We start from the raw sequence: 19449 nt of genomic DNA, 5'->3' as shown, positions 1-19449 counted from the left end.
AGGGAGGGGTAGAAAGAATTTGGCGGATGTTTTAACTCGTTAACTTCAACCAGCTCATAAAGCTACGATCAGAAGTTAAAGTGATTTGTTAAGAGTAAGATTTTTTTGGTATTACAAAAGCGCTTCTGCTATGGATCCAAGCAGGGAGGGAAAAAGGTGGAGAGTCGATCTGTAAGCCGGGTTCTGTCGAGGACAGTCATTCGTCTACGATGGCCATCACTGGACATCTTTAGCAACCTACCCGGTTCCAGCGCGGGCCACGCCTTGGAACCCTATTTGGTCTTGCTCCGAGTGGGGTTTACCTAGCCACGAACTGTTGCCAGTCGTGCGGTGCGCTCTTACCGCACCTTTTCACCCTTACCGGCACCGAAGTGCTTAGGCGGTTATTTTCTGTGGCACTTTCCGTAGGCTCACGCCTCCCAGGCATTACCTGGCACTCCGCCCTATGGAGCCCGGACTTTCCTCCCCCCCCTAATTTTCATAGAGGGCAGCGACTGTCCAATCGACTCTCCGTCGCAAAGATTAACGGCAGAACCGCTCAAGAACAAGCGCTAAAAGCCTTTTGCCACTCCGCGACCTGCGACCTACTCGCCTTTCTGCTTGTCCAGGGCAACCTGATACAAGACATTTTTGCGCTCGCCGGTAATTTCCGCCGCCAATGCCGCAGCTCGTTTGAGCGGCATCTCTTTTAGCAACAAATCGAGAATGCGCATCGCCTCGCTACTGACCGCCTCGTCGCTTACCGGCGTGGACCACCCCTCCACCAGCACAACGCACTCACCGCGCTGCTGATTGCTGTCGCCTTCGACAAAAGCCCGCAAGTCCGCCAGCGGCAAACCCTTGAGTGTCTCGAAGGTTTTGGTCAACTCCCGAGCCAGCAACGCCAGACGCCCAGCGCCAAATACCAGCTCCATATCCTGCAGGCACTCAAGAATCCGGTGCGGGGCTTCGTAGAAAATCAGTGTGCGCGACTCTTCCTTCAAGAGCTCCAGGCGAGCGCGACGCCCCACAGCCTTGGCCGGCAGAAAACCCTCAAAGATAAAACGATCAGAGGGTAAACCTGCCGCAGACAAGGCGGCGATCAGCGCGCAGGCGCCCGGCACAGGCACCACATTGATACCGGCAGCCCGGGCCTGACGAACCAGATGGTAGCCGGGATCGGAAATCAGCGGCGTACCCGCGTCGGAAATCAGCGCCACGTTGTCGCCGGCCAGCAATCGAGTAATAAAACGACTGCCTTCGTCGCGTTCATTGTGCTCATGACACGCCGCCAGCGGTGTCGAAATACCGAAGTGCTGCATCAGCCGCAAGGAATGACGCGTGTCTTCGGCGGCAATCAACGCCACCTCGCGCAATATTTTCAGCGCCCGCGCACTGATATCGTCCAGGTTGCCGATGGGCGTCGCCACCACATAAAGCGAGCCAGCAGCGGAATTCAAAGCACCTGGAGCAGTCAAAGCGCACACCTCTTGATCGGTAAAAGCGCCATTGTAGCCTGTTGAGGCCTTCGCAATGCGCTCCACAGACACCTTGTAGACCTGCGTTTTTCAGTCTTTCCCGAAGTCCTGCAACATTTACACGACCTAATTTAACGGTTTAACGCCAGTAACATCGCGCCCCGGCCAGTGCTTGGGTACAATTCCACGCTAATTTGATCGAGTATCAGGAACACTTACATGATCGCTTGCCTGCGGCTGTTCTCTGCCCTCTGCCTCGCTGCCCTGCTGGCGGCTTGCGCCAGCTCGCCCTCGTCCAGCCTTGGCGAACTTCCACGAACTCCGGAAGCCAGTATCGAGCAGTTGCTCGAACAGGCCGCCGCCAACAAAACGCCCGAGAAAGCCGCCTTGCTGCGCTTGAGCGCGGCGGACCTGGCCTATCACCAAAACAAGGCCGGTCAGGCTGCGCAGATTCTTGCGCAAGTCCCGCTGGAACAACTCAAGCCTGGTCAACAGGTTTTCGCCAGCACCCTGGCGGCCGAACTGGCCATGACCCGCAACCAGCCCAAGGCGGCGCTGGCAGCTTTGGGCCACCCAAGTCTGCAGCGTCTGGGCGAGTTGCCGGTCGAGCAACAGATCCGCACCGACAGCGTACACGTTCTCGCGCTTGAGGCTGATGGCCAGACCCTGGCCGCCGCGCGGGAACGCACCCTCATCGCCCCGTTGCTCAGCGGCGATGCCGCCAGTAAAAACCACGAAACGATCTGGGCCCTGATTGCCGCCCTGCCTGCCGAACAATTGCAACCCACCAGCAATGACGATCTCGGTGGCTGGATGAGCCTGGCCCTGGCAGTGAAAAACGCCGGCACTCTGGAACAACAACAAGCCGCCATCGATAAATGGCGCGCGCAGCACCCTAATCACCCTGCCGCCATTCAACTGCCACTGCCATTGACCAAGCTCAAGGAACTGGTCAGCCAACCACTGAGCAAAATCGCCCTGCTGTTGCCACAGGACGGCCCGCTGGCCTCGGTCGGCAAAGCGCTGCGCGAAGGCTTCGTGGCTGCTCACTACCAGGCTCAACAAGCCGGGCAGAAACCGCCAAGCATCGAGTTTTATGACAGTTCGCGCCTGACCTCGCTGGACGATTTCTATCGCAAGGCGCAGGCCGACGGCGTGCAACTGGTGATCGGCCCGCTGGAAAAACCGCTGGTCAAACAACTCAGCGCTCGTGCGCAACTGCCGATCACCACTCTGGCTCTGAACTACAGCGAAAGCGAACAAGGACCGGCGCAGCTGTTCCAGTTCGGCCTTGCCGCCGAAGATGAAGCCCGCGAAGTGTCTCGCCGCGCCCGCGCCGACGGCCTGCATCGCGCTGCCGCCATGGTGCCGAAAGGTGAATGGGGTGATCGCGTACTCAAAGCCTTCCGCCAGGATTGGGAAGCCAACGGCGGTACCGTGATCGGCGTCGAACACGTCGACCAGCCGGTTGCTCTGGCCCAGCAGATTGCCGACCTGTTCCAGCTGCGTCAGAGTGAAGGTCGCGCCAAGAGCCTGCAAAACACTGTAGGTTCGCAGGTGACCGCACAACCTTCGCGTCGCCAGGACATCGATTTCATTTTCCTCGCCACTACCCCGCAGCAAGCCCAACAGATCAAGCCGACCCTGAACTTCCAGTACGCAGGTGACGTGCCGGTTTACGCCACCTCGCACGTATTCAGCGCCAGCGGCGATCAAAACCAGTACAACGACATGAATGGTGTGCGCTTCTGCGAAACACCATGGCTGCTGGATGCCAACGATCCACTGCGCAAGCAAGTGACTGCACAATGGCCACAAGCCGGCGGCAGCCTGGGTCGCCTGTACGCAATGGGCGTCGATGCCTATCGCCTCGCGCCGCGCCTGGGTCAGCTCAAGGCACTGCCAGACAGCCGCATTGAAGGGCTGTCAGGGAGCCTGAGCATGAGCCGGACACAGCGCGTTCAGCGCCAGCTGCCCTGGGCCCAGTTCGTCAGCGGCCAGGTTCAACGCCTGCCGGATACCCCACGCTGATGCCTGACAGGTCACGCCAACAAAGCGGAAAAGATGCGGAAAGCCAGGCGCTCAAGCATCTCCAGCAACAAGGTCTGCGCCTGCTGGCGCAGAACTGGTTGTGCAAACGCGGCGAGCTTGATCTGGTCATGCTTGACGGCGATACAGTAGTATTCGTTGAAGTCCGCTATAGACAACACACGCAATGGGGTGGCGCACTCGGCAGCATCGATGCACGCAAGCGCCAGAAGCTGATACTCGCTGCGCAGTATTTTTTGCTGCGCGAGTCGCGCTGGGCCAATCACCCCTGCCGTTTCGATGTGGTCGCAATAGACAGCACCACCGGCGCAGCACCTCATTTGAACTGGCTACGGAATGCCTTTGACAGCTGATCGAAGCGCTCAAGCCGAGCCGAACACTTTCACTGAACAATTTTGCTCTTTGCTTTGCGGGCTGCACATTCATGTGCCGGAAAGCCGCGCTACTTAAGGTCACACAGATGGACATGCAATCCCGTATTCGCCAGCTTTTTCAGGCCAGTATCGATACCAAGCAACAGGCGATGGACGTACTTGCACCGCACATCGAGCAAGCCAGCCAGGTGATGGTCAACGCCCTGCTCAACGAAGGCAAAATGCTCTCTTGCGGAAACGGCGGCTCTGCGGGCGACGCACAGCATTTCTCCTCCGAACTGCTCAACCGCTTCGAGCGCGAGCGCCCAAGCCTGCCAGCCATCGCACTGACCACCGACAGCTCGACGATCACCTCGATCGCCAACGACTATAGCTACAACGAAATATTCTCAAAACAGATCCGCGCCCTCGGCCAACCTGGCGATGTTTTGCTGGCGATTTCTACCAGCGGCAACTCGGCGAACATTATTCAAGCGATCCAGGCCGCACACGATCGCGAAATGATTGTCGTAGCATTGACGGGACGCGATGGCGGCGGCATGGCCTCGCTGCTCTTGCCTGAAGACGTCGAAATCCGCGTACCGGCCAATGTCACTGCACGTATTCAGGAAGTCCACCTGCTGGCGATCCACTGCCTTTGCGACTTGATCGACAGCCAACTGTTCGGGAGTGAAGAATGACCCCTAATCGCCTCGGCCTACTGGCCTTGACTCTATGCCTGAGCATCAGCGGCTGCACCACGATGGTTAGCGCCAGCCGCGAAAAACCCATTGAAGATGATCGCGGCACCCGCACCATCGGCAGCAAGATCGACGATACCTTGATCGAAACCAAGGTCGGCGTGAACGTCGCCAAGGCCAATCCGGAGCTGGACAACAACTCGCACATCGTCGTCACCAGCTTCAACGGCGTCGTCCTGCTGGCCGGACAGACTCCGCGCGCCGACCTCAAGGCCCAGGCCGAACAAGCCGCCAGCTCTGTCCAGCGTGTGAAGACGGTGCACAACGAGCTGCAAATTCTGCAGCCCTCCTCGCTCCTGGCGCGCCAGAACGACACCTGGCTGACGACCAAGATCAAGACCCAGATGCTCACCGACGCCAGCATTCCTGGCTCGCGCATCAAAGTCGTGACCGAGAATGGCATCGTCTATCTGCTGGGACTGGTAACCAAACAGGAAGCCGCCCAGGCCACCAACCTGGTGCAGGGCGTTTCCGGCGTGCAGAAGATCGTGAAGTTGTTCGAGTACATCGACTGATATCTGCGCACCGACTTGCTGGCGATGACGTCCTTGAGATCGCCATCACCCTGTAGGAGCACGGCTTGCCGGCGATAGCGTCCTGAAGATCGCCATCGCCGGCAAGCCGTGCTCCTACAGTAATAAAAAAGGCGATCCTTGCGGATCGCCTTTTTTATTACTTGACCACTTTCAGGCTTGGCCGACCGCTTGGACGCGGTGGCTCGCTGTCAGGTGGCGAACCGTCATCATCCGGCTCAACCTCGTCATCGTCCTCTATAGACGATTCCAGATCGAAGACCATGCCTTGGCCGTTCTCGCGAGCATAAATGCCCAGGATGGCGGCTATAGGCACGTAAAGCGTGTGCGGCACACCGCCGAAACGCCCTTCGAAGCTGACCGCATCGTTATCCATGTGCAAATGCCTCACAGCACTGGGCGATACGTTCAGGACAATCTGTCCGTCACTGGCAAAGCCCTGAGGCACCTGCACTGACGGGTACTCGGAATTGACCAGTATGTGCGGGGTGCAATCGTTGTCCACAATCCACTCATAGAGCGCGCGGACCAAATAAGGTCGACTGGAGTTCATAGCGGCTCCTTAAGCCTTAGCGCATATCGCGTTCGACACCAGACAGACTCGCCTGGAAAGCCTCACGCGCAAACTGACGCTCCATATAGTCAAGCAGCGGCTTGGCTGGCCGCGGCAATTCAATACCTAGAATCGGTAAACGCCAGAGTATTGGCAATAGGCAGCAATCGACCAGACTTTGTTCCTCACTGAGGAAAAACGGCTTGTCGGCGAACAGTGGCGAAACACCGGTGAGGCTTTCGCGCAACTCTTTACGAGCCTGTACGCGAGCGGCTTCTTTACTGCGCGGATCCAGAATCAGATCCACCAGCCCACACCAATCGCGCTGAATGCGATGAATCAGCAAACGGCTATTGGCACGTGCCACCGGATAAACCGGCAGCAATGGCGGATGTGGGTAACGCTCATCCAGATATTCCATCACCACGGTTGACTCCCACAACGCCAGATCGCGATCGACCAGGGTGGGCAAGCTGCCGTAAGGGTTCACCTCGATCAGCTTTGGCGGATGACGTCCCGCCTCTACAGAAATGATCTCGGCGCTGACACCCTTCTCTGCGAGCACGATGCGTACCCGGTGGGAATAGTGGTCGGCGGGGTCGGAGTAACAGGCCAACCGATTGGTCACGCCCATGGCGGTCCTCCTCGCTTGTAGAAATTATCGGGAGCAGAAAAACGAGCGCGCCCAAAGGGCGCCTCCCGTAACGCCTGGATGATCCAGACACGTTACACGTTTAGAGACGCCCCTGGGCGCGCACGATTAACAGCAATTACTTACAGCTCTATCAATGAACGTCCTTCCAGTATTCGCGCTTGAGCAGATAAGCAAATACGAAGAAGAAGGCCAGGTAGAGTAACACGTACGTACCGATGCGCTGATGCTGCAGCTTCACCGGGTTGGCCGAATAGGCCAGGAAGGTCACCAGATTCTTGACCTTCTCGTCGAACTGCTCTTGGTTCAGTGTGCCGGTTTTCGGCAATACCGTCAGCTGATCGCACGCTTCATGAGTCAAAGGCGTACCAGTCAGCGGATCGAATTGCTTCTTGCCGTTTTCGACGATTTGAACTTGTTTGCAGCCTACGACCTGACGGCCTTGCAGCCCCGCCAGAACGTTAGGCATACCGACATTCGGGAATACCTTGTTGTTCACACCCCAAGGACGTGCCGGATCTTCGTAGAAAGAACGCAGGTAGCCGTAGAGCCAGTCAGTACCACGAACGCGAGCCACCAGGGTCAGATCGGGCGGAGCCGCACCGAACCAGGCTTTTGCGTCAGCAGGCTGCATGCCAGTGCTCATGTGGTCACCGATCTTGGCGCCAGTGAGCACCAGGTTCTTGAGCATCAGATCATGAGGAATACCCAGATCGTCGGCGACGCGCTCATAGCGCTGGAACTTGGCACTGTGGCACCCCATGCAGTAGTTGGCGAACGTACGCGCGCCATCCTGCATTGCAGCCTTGTCGGAGACGTCGATATCGACCTTTTCCAGCTCAGGACCACCATGCTCGGCTGCGAAGGACAATACAGGCATAGCAGCAAGAATCAGTACAGCAAATAGCTTTTTCATCAGCCAGTCACCCTTTCCGGAACCGGTTTGGTCTTCTCGAGCCTGGTGTAGAACGGCATCAGAATGAAGTAGGCGAAGTACAGGAAGGTACATACCTGCGACAGCAACGTACGTTCCGGAGTTGGCGCCATGACACCCAGCCAGCCAAGAATCACGAAGGCGATGCAGAAGACCCACAACCAGATCCTGCTCAGCCAGCCCTTGTAGCGCATGGACTTGACCGGACTACGATCGAGCCAGGGCAGGACGAACAGCAAGGCAATCGAAGCACCCATGGCGACAACGCCCAGGAGCTTGTCGGGAATCGCACGCAGGATCGCGTAGAACGGCGTGAAGTACCAAACCGGCGCAATGTGTTCCGGGGTCTTGAAGGCGTTAGCCACTTCGAAGTTCGGCTTCTCGAGGAAGTAGCCGCCCATTTCCGGGAAGAAGAACACGATCGAGCAGAAGATGAACAGGAACACCACCACGCCGACGATATCTTTCACGGTGTAGTACGGGTGGAAAGCAATGCCATCCAGCGGTACGCCGTTTTCGTCTTTGTGCTTCTTGATGTCCACGCCGTCAGGGTTGTTCGAACCGACTTCGTGCAGTGCCAGAACGTGCAGCACAACCAGACCGAGAATCACGATCGGCAAGGCGACAACGTGCAGGGCGAAGAAGCGGTTCAGGGTAATACCCGAAATCAGGTAGTCGCCACGAATCCACTGGGTCAGGTCGTTGCCGATGACCGGGATCGCACCGAACAGCGAGATGATCACCTGAGCACCCCAGTACGACATCTGGCCCCAAGGCAGCAGGTAGCCCATGAAGGCTTCAGCCATCAGTGCCAGGTAGATCAGCATGCCAAATACCCACACCAGCTCACGCGGCTTCTGATACGAACCGTAGAGCAAGCCACGGAACATGTGCAGATAGACCACGATAAAGAACGCCGAAGCGCCGGTGGAGTGCAGCAGACGCAGGATCGAGCCATACTCGACGTCGCGCATGATGTATTCGACGGAAGCAAATGCTTCTTCTGCCGATGGGTTGTAGCTCATGGTCAGCCAGACACCGGTAACGATCTGGTTAACCAGAACCAGCAGTGCCAGGGAGCCAAAGAAATAGAAGAAGTTGAAGTTCTTCGGGGCGTAGTACTTGCTGAGGTGGTCTTCCCACATTTTGGTTGCGGGAAAGCGTGCATCAATCCAATCCATGAATTTGCTCATCACGCCTTCTCCGTATCGACGCCAATAACAACGACGCTGTCCGACTCATAGGAATGCGGTGGTACTGGCAGATTCAGCGGCGCAGGTTGCGACTTGTAGACGCGGCCGGCCAGATCGTAGTGAGAACCGTGGCAAGGGCAGAAATAGCCACCCACCCAATCCTTACCCAGATCCGCTGGCGCCACTTCCGGACGGAAGGTCGGTGAACAGCCCAGGTGTGTGCAGATACCGATCAGCAGCAGAACTTCTGGCTTGATCGACCGCGTTTGCGGGTCGACATAGGTCGGTTGCGTAGAGTTCTTGGAGGTCGGGTCAACCAGCTGCCCCTCGATCTTTTTAAGATTCCCAAGGATTTCCTCGGTACGGCGGACGATGAATACCGGCTGACCGCGCCACTCAGCAATCATCTGCTGGCCTGGATCGATCTTGCTGATATTCACTTTCACCGGTGCACCTGCGGCTTTCGCCTTGGCACTGGGAAACCACGACCCCACGAACGGGACCGCAGCCCCCACCGCTCCTGCAGCACCCACAACGGATGTGGCTGCTACAAGGAAGCGACGCCGGCCTGCATTCACGCCGTCATTGCTCATTCAGTCCTCTCCCATCAGCTTTGTGGCCTGTTAAATCAGGCATCTACTAAGTAAAAATCTGAACTTATAAAAATTTTGCAGAATGGTAAAGAAAAGCCCCTATTCTGACAAGGTAATTACCATCCTGCCCCAGCGGCAAGCCTTGTAGTATAGGGGGTCTACGGATGTGGCAAGTTGTCACACTAAAAAACATCGCCCATAAAAAACGCCCAGCTCCGTGAGGAAACTGGGCGCTTTTGAACGCAAAAGCGAATTAACGCTTCGAGTACTGCGGACGCTTACGCGCTTTACGCAGACCAACTTTCTTACGTTCAACTTCACGCGCATCGCGAGTAACGAAACCGGCTTTGCGCAGAGCACCACGCAGAGTTTCGTCGTACTGCATCAGAGCGCGAGTGATACCGTGGCGGATTGCGCCAGCTTGACCACTTACACCACCACCGATCACAGTGACGTAGATGTCGAATTTCTCGACAGTCTCAGTCAATTCCAGCGGCTGACGAACTACCATGCGGGCAGTTTCGCGACCGAAGAAATTATCCAGGGAGCGGTTGTTGATGGAGATGTTACCAGTACCCGGACGCAGGAAAACGCGTGCGGTTGCGGTCTTGCGACGGCCAGTGCCGTAATTTTGAGTCGCCGACATAATGAACTATTCCGTTAAAACTTCAGTTCTTGGGGCTGCTGAGCAGTATGAGGGTGAGCAGCGCCCGCATAGACTTTCAGCTTACGATACATGTCGCGACCCAGCGGGTTCTTAGGCAGCATGCCTTTGACCGCGGTCTCGATCACGCGCTCAGGGGCTTTAGCGATCAGCTTTTCGAAGTTGATCGACTTGATGCCGCCCGGGAAACCGGAGTGGGAGTAGTAGATTTTGTCGGTGGTTTTAGCACCGGTTACACGAATCTGCTCAGCATTGATAACGACGATGTAGTCGCCGGTGTCAACGTGAGGAGTGTACTCAGGCTTGTGCTTGCCACGCAGACGGCTCGCGATCTCGGTGGCCAGACGACCCAGGGTCTGACCAGCAGCGTCGACGACAAACCAGTCGCGCTTTACTGTTTCCGGTTTAGCAGTAAAAGTTTTCATTCTTTATAGCCTCAGGGGCCGCCCTGTAAATTAGACGGCGGATCTTACTGAATAGTGCGTACTTTGACAAGTCAAAGGCAGCCGGATACAGACGCTTTCGGGGGCTCGGGTCGGCGCGTCCGTTCAACGGCAAGATTCTTCGGCGGCGGCGCATCACTTCCACTGCAGAAAGAGGTGCGTAATTATGCAGATTGCGAAAAGATTTTCAACCTGCTTTTATGATTGTTTTGCCCAAGGAGCACCCGATGGATTATCGCAAGCTAGGCCGAACCGATCTGAATGTGAGCGCCATCTGTCTCGGGACCATGACCTGGGGCGAGCAAAACAGCGAGTCTGAGGCCTTTGCCCAGATCGAACGGGCCAAGAGTGCCGGGATCAATTTCATCGACACCGCCGAGATGTACCCGGTGCCGCCAAAAGCCGAAACCTATGCCAGCACCGAGCGTTATATCGGCAACTGGTTCAAGACTCGCGGCGATCGTGCCGACTGGGTGCTGGCCAGCAAGATCGCCGGCCCCGGCAACGGAATCGACTACATTCGCGGCGGCCAGCTCAAGCACAACCGCAAGCACATCGTTGAAGCGCTGGATGCCAGCCTCAAGCGCTTGCAGACCGACTGGATCGACCTTTATCAATTGCACTGGCCCGAGCGCAGCACCAACTTCTTCGGTCAACTGGGCTACAAGCACAAGGCCAATGAAGACTTCACCCCACTGGAGGAAATCCTTGAAGCGCTGGACGAGCAGGTCAAGGCAGGCAAGATCCGCCATATTGGCCTGTCCAACGAAACTCCGTGGGGCACCATGAAGTTCCTTGCGCTGGCCGAAAGCCGTGGCTGGCCGCGTGCGGTGTCGATCCAGAACCCGTACAACCTGCTCAACCGCAGCTTTGAAGTGGGCCTGGCGGAAATCGCCATCCGCGAACAGTGCGGGCTGTTGGCTTATTCGCCGCTGGCGTTCGGTTTCCTCTCTGGCAAGTATGAAGGCGGGGCACGCCCGGCCAAAGGTCGCTTGAGCCTTTACAGCCGCTTCAGCCGCTACTTCAATCCACAGTCGGAAGCCGCTTGCAGCCGTTATGTCGCCCTGGCTCGCGAACACGGCCTGGATCCGGCGCAAATGGCCCTGGCGTATGTGACCCAGCAGCCGTTCGTGACCAGCAACATCATTGGCGCCACCACCCTTGAGCAGCTGGACAGCAACATCGCCAGTGTCGATTTGAAGCTGTCGGATGAAGTCCTGGCGGGGATTGAGGCGATTCACAAGGATCACCCGAACCCGGCGCCATAATTTTCAGCACTGATCGTTCCCACGCTCCGCGTGGGAATGCATCCCGTGACGCTCTGCGTCACATTCAGAAGTGGACGCGGAGCATCCATGGCGGCATTCCCACGCGGAGCGTGGGAACGATCGTTATAAAGACCGCGCAATAATCTCTTTCATGATCTCGTTGGTCCCCGCATAGATCCGCTGCACGCGCGCATCCGCCCAGGCGCGAGCGATCGGGTATTCCCACATGAAGCCGTAACCGCCATGCAACTGCACGCATTCGTCGAGCACTTTGCATTGCAGGTCAGTGCCCCAGTACTTGGCCATCGCCGCCGTCGGCACGTCCAGCTTGCCCTTCAGGTGCAGCTCCAGGCAGCGGTCGACGAAGACCCGGCCGATCTGTATTTCAGTGGCCATCTCAGCCAGCTTGAAGCGGGTGTTCTGAAAATCGGCGATCGCCTTGCCGAATGCCTTGCGCTCGCGGGTGTATTCCAGGGTCCACTGCAACGCCGCCTCGGCCGACGCCAGACCGCCTATGGCAACCGTCAGGCGCTCCTGGGGCAACTCCTGCATCAGATAGGCGAAGCCCATCCCGGCCTGCCCCAACAGGTTCTCCTTGGGTACGCGCACGTCCTGGAAGAACAGCTCCGAGGTGTCCTGGGCCTTCATGCCGACCTTTTCCAGACGCTTGCCCTTGGCGAAGCCCGGGGTGTCCGCCTCCACCAGGAATAGACTGGTACCTTTGGCTCCGGCCTTGGGGTCGGTCTTGGCCACGACAATCACCAGATCGGCAAGAAACCCATTGGTGATGAACGTTTTCGAGCCATTGATCACGTACTCGTCACCGTCCAGCACCGCGGTAGTCTTCACCCCTTGCAGGTCGGAACCGGCGCCTGGCTCGGTCATGGCAATGGCCGTGACCATTTCGCCGGAAACCAGTTTTGGCAGGTATTTGTGCTTCAAGGCTTCACTGCCGTAATGCAGGATGTACGGAGCAACGATGTCCGAATGCAGCGAAAAGCCGATGCCGGTCAACCCGAGACGACCAACCTCTTCGATCACCACTGCGCTATAGAGGAAGTCCGCTCCCAGCCCGCCGTATTCTTCCGGCAGATGCGAGCAGAGCATCCCCGCCTCCCCCGCCTTGTTCCACAGTTTGCGATCGATGTACCCCTGTTTTTCCCACTGCGCATGGAACGGAACAGCCTCTTTTTCGAGAAAGGTACGTACGCTGTCGCGAAAGAGTTCGTGCTCGGAACTGAACAAGGTTCTGGGGATCATGCACACACCTGTAATTATTGTTAGCCGGGATTGACTCACAGAGCCTATGCCGCCTATCCATCACAGGACACTGGACACATCCGACAAAAAATAAGACGATCCAGCCGTTTGGTGACCACTTTCCCCTATAAGAATAATTGAATTATGTCTATCCAACTCTCCACGCCCCTGCGGCGTGTCAGCATCCTGGCTATTGATCGGGTTTTTGCGTCAACCCTCATGCAAGCCAAGGATTTTTTCCATCTGGCCAGCCTGCGTTATGGCAAACAACTCGGCCACGGCCTGACCCCGGCATTCGAAACCCGTCTGGTCAGCCCCGATGGACAATCGGTGTGTAGCTTCAGCGATGTGATTTTGCCGGTGGACGGCGGCCTGGAAAATACCGACGTGATCATCCTCCCGGCCTTCTGGGACGACTTCGAAACGCTCTGCCAGCGTTATCCACAAGTGATGCCATGGCTGCGCGAACAACACGCACGCGGTGCCGTGCTCTGCGGCGAAGCCACCGGAGTGTTCTGGCTTGCCGAAGCCGGCTTGCTCGACGGCAAGGAAGCGACCACCTACTGGCGCTTCTTCAATGCCTTCAGCGAACGCTTCCCAAAGGTCCAGCTCAATCAGGACAAGCACCTGACCGACGCCGACAACCTGTACTGCGCTGGCGGCACCACGTCGGCCTGCGACCTTTATATCTACCTTATCGAGCGCTTCTGCGGCGCCAACGTCGCCCAGGCCGTGGCCCGGGACATTCTCTACGAAGTACAACGCAGCTACGCCCCCGGCCGAATCGGTTTCGGCGGGCAGAAACTGCACCAGGACGTGATCATCCTGCAGATCCAGCACTGGCTCGAAGAACACTTCGCCGACAAGTTCCGCTTCGAGGACGTCGCCCGCGAACACGGGATGAGCATCCGCAACTTCATGCGCCGTTTCCAGACCGCCACCGGCGACAAGCCGCTGCACTACCTGCAACGCCTGCGCATCGAAACCGCCAAGGGCCTGCTCTCGGCCAGCCGCAAAAGCATCAAGACCATCAGCTATGAAGTCGGCTATGACGATGCCAGCTTCTTCGCTCGATTGTTCCGCCAGCACACCGAGCTGTCACCGAATCAGTATCGGCAGCAGTTTCAGCAGGCGGCATAGCACCAGCCAACAAGCTGATCGTTCCCACGCTCTGCGTGGGAATGCATCCCGTGACGCTCCGCGTCACATGCCAAGGCGATTGCTGCGCGTCCATGGCGGCATTCCCACACGGGAGCGCGGGAACGATCAGCTGGAGCGACGCGCCAAGCACAAAAAAAGGGCCTGCAATGCAGACCCTTTTTTATTTTCGGAAACGTCCTACGGCTTGTGCGCCCGCGACAGAAATTCGTGGGACTGCATTTCCAGCAAACGGCTGAGGGTGCGCTGGAACTCGAAGTTCAAGCGACCGCCGGTGTAGAGGTCTTTGAGCTCGACTTCAGCGGAGATGATCAGCTTGACGTTACGGTCGTAGAACTCGTCGACCATGTTGATGAAGCGTCGGGCGATGTCGTCGGTGGTGACGGTCATCTGCTCGACGCCACTGAGCAGCACGGCGTGGAAGATCTTGCCCAGCTCGATGTAGTCGTTCTGGCTGCGAGGGCCGTCGCAGAGTTCGCGGAAGTCGAACCAGGCCACGTCATCGCAGGTGCGCAAGGCACGGATTTCGCGGTTTTCAATCATCAGCACATCGTTTTCGACGGCCTGAGTGCACTCCGGAGTCAGGGCACGGAAGCTCTTGCGCAGGCTTTCGTTGGCCGCTTTGTCCAGCGGGTAGTGGAACAGCTCGGCCTGTTCGAGATGACGCAGGCGATAATCGACGCCGCTGTCGACGTTGACGATATCGGTGTTCTGCTTGATCAGGGCGATAGCCGGCAAGAAGCGCGCACGTTGCAGACCATCTTTGTACAGACCGTCCGGGACGATGTTCGAGGTGGCAACAAGCGTTACACCATTCTTGAACAGCTCTTCCATCAACGTGCCAAGAATCATGGCGTCGGTGATGTCGGAAACGAAGAACTCATCGAAACAGATCACCCGTGCTTCGTCTGAGAAGCGCTTGGCGATGATGGTCAGCGGGTTTTTCTCGCCGCTGAGGGTCTTCATCTCTTCGTGCACGCGCTTCATGAAGCGGTGGAAGTGAGTGCGGACCTTTTCCTTGAACGGCAGGGCTTCGAAGAAGGTATCGACCAGATAGGTCTTGCCGCGGCCGACGCCACCCCAGAAGTACAGCCCCTTGACCGGCGCCTGATCTTTTTTGCCAAACAGTTTACCGAACAGGCCCGGCTTGCTATGCGAAGCCGCGACCAGATCGTCGTACAGGCGTTGCAAATGACGTACCGCAGTTTCCTGGGCGGCATCATGGAAAAATTCCGGGCGTTTCAGATCAGCTTGATATCGTTCTAGGGGGTTCATAATTCGTTAGCAAGGCAACAAAAACGGGCCGTCACTGTAGCGACGGCCCTTGAGAATGGCAATCAACCCTTAGTCGGGCAGACCTCCGATTAGTCCTGCGCAGGTGTCAGAGCAACCCGCAAGGCGTCGATGGCAGCATCGCGAGCAGCGCTGTCAGCGAAGGTCGGGCTGTCTGCCACGCACTCGCCTTCCAGCCAGACACTGAAGCTCAGGTTGTCGCTACGCAGGTCCAGTGCCTGACCGGCTTGCAGTTGCTTGGTCACTGCACCTGCTGCCTTACCGTCGGCAAAGTTGCGCGACAGCAGCAGTTGCTCACCATCAGCCGCCAGCAGACGGAAGCGGAAACTGCCGTCGTCTTCACGAAAACTGACGAAGCGCGCGGCTTTCGCAGCTTTCTTCTTGGTGGTCGTGGTGACTTGCACCTGATTGACGAAAGAACGCAGGCCAACCGCTTCACGCAGTTCATTGAGGAATGGCATTGCAATGGCGCGCGCCTTCCTGGCACCGGCCTGGAGGATGTCTTCCAGATCCGCCGGACGCTCGATCAACTGGTAATAGCGTTCGCGGGATTCGCCCAGCTCGTTGTCGAGCAGTTGGAACAGACGATTTTTTGCTTCACCCCAACCCAGCCCCTGCAGCAGTTCGCTGCGAAATTCGTCGGACTGCGCCGGCGTGGCGAAGGCCTGGAACAAGGTGAACAGGTGCGAGTTGTCCGGGTCTTTGGCTTCGCCGGGGGCGCGGGAGTCGGTGACGATCCGCGAAATGGCGTCCTTCATTTCCTTGACGCTGCTGAACAACGGTATGGTGTTGTCGTAGCTTTTGGACATCTTCCGGCCGTCGAGACCTGGCAGTGTGGCCACGCTCTCTTCGATCAGTGCCTCGGGCATGGTGAAAAATTCTTTGCCCTGGCCGAACAGGTGGTTGAAGCGCTGGCCGATGTCGCGAGCCATTTCTACGTGCTGGATCTGATCGCGACCGACCGGCACCTTGTGTGCGTTGAACATCAGAATGTCCGCCGCCATCAGCACCGGGTAGCTGTACAAGCCCATGGTGATACCGGCATCCGGGTCTTCACCGGTTTCGACGTTTTTGTCCACCGAGGCCTTGTAGGCGTGGGCGCGGTTGAGCAGGCCCTTGGCCGCGACGCAGGTCAGCAGCCAGGTCAGCTCAGGGATTTCCGGGATATCGGACTGGCGATAGAACGTTACCCGATCCACATCCAGACCACCGGCCAGCCAGGTCGCGGCGATTTCCAGACGCGAGCGCTGGATGCGCAGCGGGTCATCGCATTTGATCAGGGCGTGGTAGTCGGCCAGGAAGTAGAACGAATCGGCATTGCTGTCGCGGCTGGCAACGATCGCCGGACGGATGGCCCCGGCATAGTTGCCCAGGTGCGGCGTGCCGGTGGTGGTGATGCCGGTGAGGATACGCGTACGAGTAGTCATGGGTAATCGCTTGTCAGACTGCAATCAATTCGAAAGGCGCGGCAGTATCAGATCTTTGAGGTCCGTCAGCTTGCCGTGAAAAAAGTGTCCGCATTCTGCCACTTTCAGCAGCTCATGGGGACGATCAAGGGCATCGGACCAGTCGTAGACCAGTTGCGGATCGATCACTTCGTCGGTTTCTGGCTGAATCAGGGTCAGCGGACAGTTTTGCGGCAACTGATCCTGATCGCCCAGACGCATGACCGCAGGTGCGACCATGAACAAGTGAGCCAGTGTTTCACCCTTGGCTTCCAGGCGACCACCAAGGCTGGCCGCGACGAAACCGCCGAAGGAAAAACCGAACAGGGTGATGGGCAGCTCAGGATGCCGGGCCCGAAACCATTGTGCCGCCGCCAGTGCATCATCGACTTCACCGCAGCCCATGTCATGGCTGCCAGCGCTGGCGCCAACGCCACGATAGTTGAAGCGCAGGGTGATCAAGCCAGCGTCACGCGCCGTGCGCTGCAGGGTCGAAACAACTTTATTGAGCATGGTGCCACCCTGCACCGGATTCGGGTGACAGATCAGCGCCAGGCCACGGGCGTCGGGCTGATCCAGGTGCAAGGCTTCCAATTGACCAACCGGGCCATCGATAAATACAGGGGTTTCGCGCATAAGCAAGGAAGGAACTCCGTGACCTCGAATTGGGTCGACTCGTCTAGCTAAAAGTCTGTGCCTGGCATGATTGCGATCTCGTCGCGGTATACAGCGCAGGTCCGAGCCGTTAACGTAAAGCAAAGCCGTTTATAGAGGAAGGACTCGTGGAACACTCGCTCTTAGTTTGGTTGTTGCCGACTCTTGCCCTGGTTGCCGGTGTCGTCATTGGATTCCTGGTCGCTCGCCTGCTGCCCAATGCCGCGCCTAACCGCACGCAGCGTCAGCTGGATGATATTCAGGAACGTTTTGACAGTTATCAAAATGAAGTGGTCACCCACTTCAACAGCACCGCAGCTTTGGTACAGAAGCTCACTCAGAGCTATCAGGACGTACAAGAGCATCTCGCCGAGGGCGCCAACCGTCTGGCCCTGGACGAACTGACTCGCCAACGCTTGCTGGCCGCTCTGCACGCCGATTCGGTACAAGCGCCACGGGAACGTCTGACACCACCGCGCAGCCAGGAAGCGCCGAAAGATTACGCGCCAAAATCGCCGAACGCTCCCGGCATGCTCGATGAGCATTACGGCCTGAAGAAATAATCAGGGTTCAAGCGTAAAAAAAGCCCGCCCGATCTACTGAAGATCGGGCGGGCTTTTTTGTACCTGAGCGTCAGGGCTTATTGCTGATATTGCTGGCCTTGCTGCTGACCTTGCTGCTGATACTGCTGACCAGGAATCGGTTTGAGGTTGACCTCTACCCGACGGTTCTGCGCACGGCCGTTGACGTCGGCGTTGCTGGCGATCGGGCTATCCGGACCGGCACCGCGAGCCGACAGGTTGGCACCGCTGACACCCTGGGACGTCAGGTAGGTCGCTACGCTTTGAGCGCGACGCTGCGACAAGTCCATGTTGTGCTGACGGCCGCCGGTGCTGTCGGTGTAACCCACGATTTCGATCTGATTCTGGTTGAACTCCTTGAGGGAGCCGGCCAGGTTGTTCAGCGGCTGATAAAAGCTCGGGGCGATGTTCGCCGAATCGGTGCCGAAGGTGATGTTGCCCGGCATGATCAGCTTGATCTGATCACCCTGACGCTGCACTTCTACACCGGTGTTGGCCATGCTCGCACGCAGTTTCTTTTCCTGCTGATCCGCGTAGTAACCATAGCCGGCGGCGGATGCACCCACCACCGCGGCGCCAATCAGCGCACCCTTGCCACGGTTGTTGTGGTCGATGGCAGCTCCGGCCAGCGCACCGGCCAAGGCTCCCAAACCACCGTATTTGGCAGTTTTGCTCATGCCCGTGGAACCTGTGGAGTTGTCGGCCTGACCCTGGTTGTCATACGGGTTCTGGTTCGCACAGCCAGACAACAAGGCCACGGCAGTAGCGACAATAATCAAACGACGCGAGGTGAACATGGAAAGCTCCTACTTTTTTTGCATTCTGTGGTGCAAGGACGTTGGCAATAGACCCGTGCTGGCGTTGGAACACGACCGACGGTAAAAATTCCGTAAGTCCGTCTACGCCAGAAAATCAGGCTCGTACAAAAGGGTTTTCGCGCATTTCATCACCCAGACGGGTATCGGGACCATGCCCGGCAACCACTGTCGCCTCCTCGTCCAGGGTGTACAGACGCTGCTTGATCGAGCGCACGATGGTCGCCTGATCGCCGCCCCACAAGTCCGTACGCCCCACTCCGCGACGAAACAGCGTGTCACCGGCAATCAGCAGCTTAGCCTCAGAAAACCAAAAGCTCATGGAACCTGGCGTATGACCGGGCGTGTGCAGCGCAACGCCGCAGCCACAGGCCAGCTCTTCGTCATCCGCCAACCAGCGATCCGGCGACGGGACTGGCGTGTAAGGCACGCCGAACATGCTGCACTGCATCTCCAGGTTGTCCCAGAGGAACTGATCCTCTTTATGCAGATGCAAGGTGGCGCCGGTTTTTTCCTTCAATTGACCGGAGGCGAGGAAATGATCGAGATGGGCGTGGGTATGGATAATGCTCACCACCTTCAGACCCAATGCATCGAGCCGTGCCAGGATCAACTCATGATTGCCACCCGGATCGACGACGATAGCCTTTTTCGTGATCGGGTCGCCAATGATCGTGCAGTTGCACTGCAACGGGCCGACGGGGAAGGTTTCGCGGATAAGGGCGGGGGGCTGGGACATCGGGGGCATGCTCGGAAATCAGTGATGGGGCGATTCTGGCACAAAAGATGA

At 57.7% G+C, this 19449-nt stretch carries 21 protein-coding genes and 1 other RNA gene; 7 read left to right on the top strand and 15 right to left on the bottom strand.

What is annotated here, in order from left to right; all coding sequences use genetic code 11:
• Positions 1-156: 156 nt before the first annotated feature.
• Positions 157-510: RNase P RNA component class A (rnpB, locus tag AC07O1_RS13145), an RNA gene on the bottom strand.
• A gap of 74 nt (positions 511-584) precedes the next feature.
• Positions 585-1457 (bottom strand): 16S rRNA (cytidine(1402)-2'-O)-methyltransferase, encoded by an 873-nt coding sequence (rsmI, locus tag AC07O1_RS13140; protein WP_495089036.1) that lies wholly within the window; start codon positions 1455-1457, stop codon positions 585-587.
• Positions 1458-1676: 219 nt separating this feature from the next.
• Here rsmI and AC07O1_RS13135 point away from each other — a divergent pair, with 219 nt between their 5' ends.
• From AC07O1_RS13135 to AC07O1_RS13120, 4 genes are all read left to right on the top strand, one after another.
• Entirely contained in the window at positions 1677-3488 is a 1812-nt protein-coding gene (locus AC07O1_RS13135) for a penicillin-binding protein activator (protein ID WP_495089035.1), read from the top strand.
• Positions 3488-3859: a YraN family protein gene (locus tag AC07O1_RS13130; protein WP_494991857.1), complete on the top strand. Its 372-nt coding sequence runs from the start codon at positions 3488-3490 to the stop codon at positions 3857-3859. The genes AC07O1_RS13135 and AC07O1_RS13130 overlap by 1 nt, the downstream gene beginning before the upstream one ends.
• Before the next feature lie 107 nt (positions 3860-3966).
• Positions 3967-4560 carry a phosphoheptose isomerase gene (locus tag AC07O1_RS13125; RefSeq protein WP_007904374.1) on the top strand — a complete coding sequence of 198 codons (594 nt, stop codon included), beginning with the start codon at positions 3967-3969 and terminating at the stop codon, positions 4558-4560.
• A complete protein-coding gene (locus AC07O1_RS13120; RefSeq protein WP_495089034.1) occupies positions 4557-5135 on the top strand; it encodes a BON domain-containing protein in 579 nt (192 codons plus the stop codon). The genes AC07O1_RS13125 and AC07O1_RS13120 overlap by 4 nt, the downstream gene beginning before the upstream one ends.
• A 157-nt stretch (positions 5136-5292) precedes the next feature.
• Here the strand turns inward: AC07O1_RS13120 and AC07O1_RS13115 are convergent, their stop codons facing one another.
• The 7 genes from AC07O1_RS13115 to rplM form a co-directional block, all read right to left on the bottom strand.
• On the bottom strand, positions 5293-5706 hold the full coding sequence (locus AC07O1_RS13115) for a ClpXP protease specificity-enhancing factor (RefSeq protein WP_495011170.1): 414 nt from the start codon (positions 5704-5706) through the stop codon (positions 5293-5295).
• A 16-nt stretch (positions 5707-5722) separates the two neighbouring features.
• Complete coding sequence (locus AC07O1_RS13110; RefSeq protein ID WP_494991854.1) at positions 5723-6340, bottom strand: glutathione S-transferase N-terminal domain-containing protein; 618 nt, start codon at positions 6338-6340, stop codon at positions 5723-5725.
• Positions 6341-6491: 151 nt separating this feature from the next.
• On the bottom strand, positions 6492-7274 hold the full coding sequence (locus AC07O1_RS13105) for a cytochrome c1 (RefSeq protein WP_494991853.1): 783 nt from the start codon (positions 7272-7274) through the stop codon (positions 6492-6494).
• Positions 7274-8485: a cytochrome b gene (locus tag AC07O1_RS13100; RefSeq protein ID WP_494991852.1), complete on the bottom strand. Its 1212-nt coding sequence runs from the start codon at positions 8483-8485 to the stop codon at positions 7274-7276. Before AC07O1_RS13100 ends, AC07O1_RS13105 begins: the two co-directional genes overlap by 1 nt.
• Positions 8485-9078 (bottom strand): ubiquinol-cytochrome c reductase iron-sulfur subunit, encoded by a 594-nt coding sequence (gene petA, locus AC07O1_RS13095; RefSeq protein WP_494991851.1) that lies wholly within the window; start codon positions 9076-9078, stop codon positions 8485-8487. Before petA ends, AC07O1_RS13100 begins: the two co-directional genes overlap by 1 nt.
• 253 nt (positions 9079-9331) lie before the next feature.
• On the bottom strand, positions 9332-9724 hold the full coding sequence (gene rpsI / locus AC07O1_RS13090; protein WP_002555064.1) for a 30S ribosomal protein S9: 393 nt from the start codon (positions 9722-9724) through the stop codon (positions 9332-9334).
• A 14-nt stretch (positions 9725-9738) separates the two neighbouring features.
• A complete protein-coding gene (rplM, locus tag AC07O1_RS13085; RefSeq protein WP_019693576.1) occupies positions 9739-10167 on the bottom strand; it encodes a 50S ribosomal protein L13 in 429 nt (142 codons plus the stop codon).
• A gap of 245 nt (positions 10168-10412) precedes the next feature.
• Here rplM and AC07O1_RS13080 point away from each other — a divergent pair, with 245 nt between their 5' ends.
• Complete coding sequence (locus AC07O1_RS13080) at positions 10413-11453, top strand: NADP(H)-dependent aldo-keto reductase (protein ID WP_495089033.1); 1041 nt, start codon at positions 10413-10415, stop codon at positions 11451-11453.
• A gap of 123 nt (positions 11454-11576) precedes the next feature.
• Here AC07O1_RS13080 and AC07O1_RS13075 read toward each other — a convergent pair whose 3' ends face one another.
• Positions 11577-12713, bottom strand: a complete 1137-nt coding sequence (locus tag AC07O1_RS13075) for an acyl-CoA dehydrogenase family protein (protein ID WP_495089032.1) — start codon at positions 12711-12713, stop codon at positions 11577-11579.
• A 243-nt stretch (positions 12714-12956) separates the two neighbouring features.
• Here AC07O1_RS13075 and AC07O1_RS13070 point away from each other — a divergent pair, with 243 nt between their 5' ends.
• Positions 12957-13853 carry a GlxA family transcriptional regulator gene (locus AC07O1_RS13070; RefSeq protein ID WP_494992138.1) on the top strand — a complete coding sequence of 299 codons (897 nt, stop codon included), beginning with the start codon at positions 12957-12959 and terminating at the stop codon, positions 13851-13853.
• A gap of 198 nt (positions 13854-14051) precedes the next feature.
• Here AC07O1_RS13070 and zapE read toward each other — a convergent pair whose 3' ends face one another.
• The 3 genes from zapE to AC07O1_RS13055 all read right to left on the bottom strand — a co-directional run bounded on the left by zapE (position 14052) and on the right by AC07O1_RS13055 (position 17245).
• A complete protein-coding gene (zapE, locus tag AC07O1_RS13065) occupies positions 14052-15146 on the bottom strand; it encodes a cell division protein ZapE (protein ID WP_494991847.1) in 1095 nt (364 codons plus the stop codon).
• Positions 15147-15235: 89 nt separating this feature from the next.
• Positions 15236-16591 carry a tryptophan--tRNA ligase gene (locus AC07O1_RS13060; protein WP_494991846.1) on the bottom strand — a complete coding sequence of 452 codons (1356 nt, stop codon included), beginning with the start codon at positions 16589-16591 and terminating at the stop codon, positions 15236-15238.
• A gap of 24 nt (positions 16592-16615) precedes the next feature.
• Positions 16616-17245 (bottom strand): alpha/beta hydrolase, encoded by a 630-nt coding sequence (locus AC07O1_RS13055; RefSeq protein ID WP_494991845.1) that lies wholly within the window; start codon positions 17243-17245, stop codon positions 16616-16618.
• A 146-nt stretch (positions 17246-17391) separates the two neighbouring features.
• Here AC07O1_RS13055 and AC07O1_RS13050 point away from each other — a divergent pair, with 146 nt between their 5' ends.
• Positions 17392-17826 carry a Z-ring associated ZapG family protein gene (locus tag AC07O1_RS13050; protein ID WP_494991844.1) on the top strand — a complete coding sequence of 145 codons (435 nt, stop codon included), beginning with the start codon at positions 17392-17394 and terminating at the stop codon, positions 17824-17826.
• Between the two features lie 77 nt (positions 17827-17903).
• Here the strand turns inward: AC07O1_RS13050 and AC07O1_RS13045 are convergent, their stop codons facing one another.
• On the bottom strand, positions 17904-18641 hold the full coding sequence (locus tag AC07O1_RS13045; protein ID WP_495089031.1) for a YiaD family glycine zipper/OmpA-like lipoprotein: 738 nt from the start codon (positions 18639-18641) through the stop codon (positions 17904-17906).
• A gap of 115 nt (positions 18642-18756) precedes the next feature.
• On the bottom strand, positions 18757-19398 hold the full coding sequence (locus AC07O1_RS13040) for an MBL fold metallo-hydrolase (RefSeq protein ID WP_495011173.1): 642 nt from the start codon (positions 19396-19398) through the stop codon (positions 18757-18759).
• Positions 19399-19449: the final 51 nt, after the last annotated feature.

The organism is Pseudomonas sp. GW821-FHT07G10 (assembly GCF_059418545.1).
This window is presented reverse-complemented; position numbering and strand designations above follow the sequence as displayed.

What these genes read in the sequence shown, in the direction of transcription:
- rplM (WP_019693576.1), bottom strand. Translation starts at nt 10,167, where the DNA reads ATGAAAACTTTTACTGCTAAACCGGAAACAGTAAAGCGCGACTGGTTT.
- AC07O1_RS13135 (WP_495089035.1), top strand. Translation starts at nt 1,677, where the DNA reads ATGATCGCTTGCCTGCGGCTGTTCTCTGCCCTCTGCCTCGCTGCCCTG.
- AC07O1_RS13045 (WP_495089031.1), bottom strand. Translation starts at nt 18,641, where the DNA reads ATGTTCACCTCGCGTCGTTTGATTATTGTCGCTACTGCCGTGGCCTTG.
- rpsI (WP_002555064.1), bottom strand. Translation starts at nt 9,724, where the DNA reads ATGTCGGCGACTCAAAATTACGGCACTGGCCGTCGCAAGACCGCAACC.
- AC07O1_RS13120 (WP_495089034.1), top strand. Translation starts at nt 4,557, where the DNA reads ATGACCCCTAATCGCCTCGGCCTACTGGCCTTGACTCTATGCCTGAGC.
- AC07O1_RS13080 (WP_495089033.1), top strand. Translation starts at nt 10,413, where the DNA reads ATGGATTATCGCAAGCTAGGCCGAACCGATCTGAATGTGAGCGCCATC.
- AC07O1_RS13060 (WP_494991846.1), bottom strand. Translation starts at nt 16,591, where the DNA reads ATGACTACTCGTACGCGTATCCTCACCGGCATCACCACCACCGGCACG.
- AC07O1_RS13110 (WP_494991854.1), bottom strand. Translation starts at nt 6,340, where the DNA reads ATGGGCGTGACCAATCGGTTGGCCTGTTACTCCGACCCCGCCGACCAC.
- petA (WP_494991851.1), bottom strand. Translation starts at nt 9,078, where the DNA reads ATGAGCAATGACGGCGTGAATGCAGGCCGGCGTCGCTTCCTTGTAGCA.
- AC07O1_RS13040 (WP_495011173.1), bottom strand. Translation starts at nt 19,398, where the DNA reads ATGTCCCAGCCCCCCGCCCTTATCCGCGAAACCTTCCCCGTCGGCCCG.
- AC07O1_RS13055 (WP_494991845.1), bottom strand. Translation starts at nt 17,245, where the DNA reads ATGCGCGAAACCCCTGTATTTATCGATGGCCCGGTTGGTCAATTGGAA.
- zapE (WP_494991847.1), bottom strand. Translation starts at nt 15,146, where the DNA reads ATGAACCCCCTAGAACGATATCAAGCTGATCTGAAACGCCCGGAATTT.
- AC07O1_RS13130 (WP_494991857.1), top strand. Translation starts at nt 3,488, where the DNA reads ATGCCTGACAGGTCACGCCAACAAAGCGGAAAAGATGCGGAAAGCCAG.
- AC07O1_RS13125 (WP_007904374.1), top strand. Translation starts at nt 3,967, where the DNA reads ATGGACATGCAATCCCGTATTCGCCAGCTTTTTCAGGCCAGTATCGAT.
- AC07O1_RS13075 (WP_495089032.1), bottom strand. Translation starts at nt 12,713, where the DNA reads ATGATCCCCAGAACCTTGTTCAGTTCCGAGCACGAACTCTTTCGCGAC.
- AC07O1_RS13105 (WP_494991853.1), bottom strand. Translation starts at nt 7,274, where the DNA reads ATGAAAAAGCTATTTGCTGTACTGATTCTTGCTGCTATGCCTGTATTG.
- AC07O1_RS13100 (WP_494991852.1), bottom strand. Translation starts at nt 8,485, where the DNA reads ATGAGCAAATTCATGGATTGGATTGATGCACGCTTTCCCGCAACCAAA.
- AC07O1_RS13115 (WP_495011170.1), bottom strand. Translation starts at nt 5,706, where the DNA reads ATGAACTCCAGTCGACCTTATTTGGTCCGCGCGCTCTATGAGTGGATT.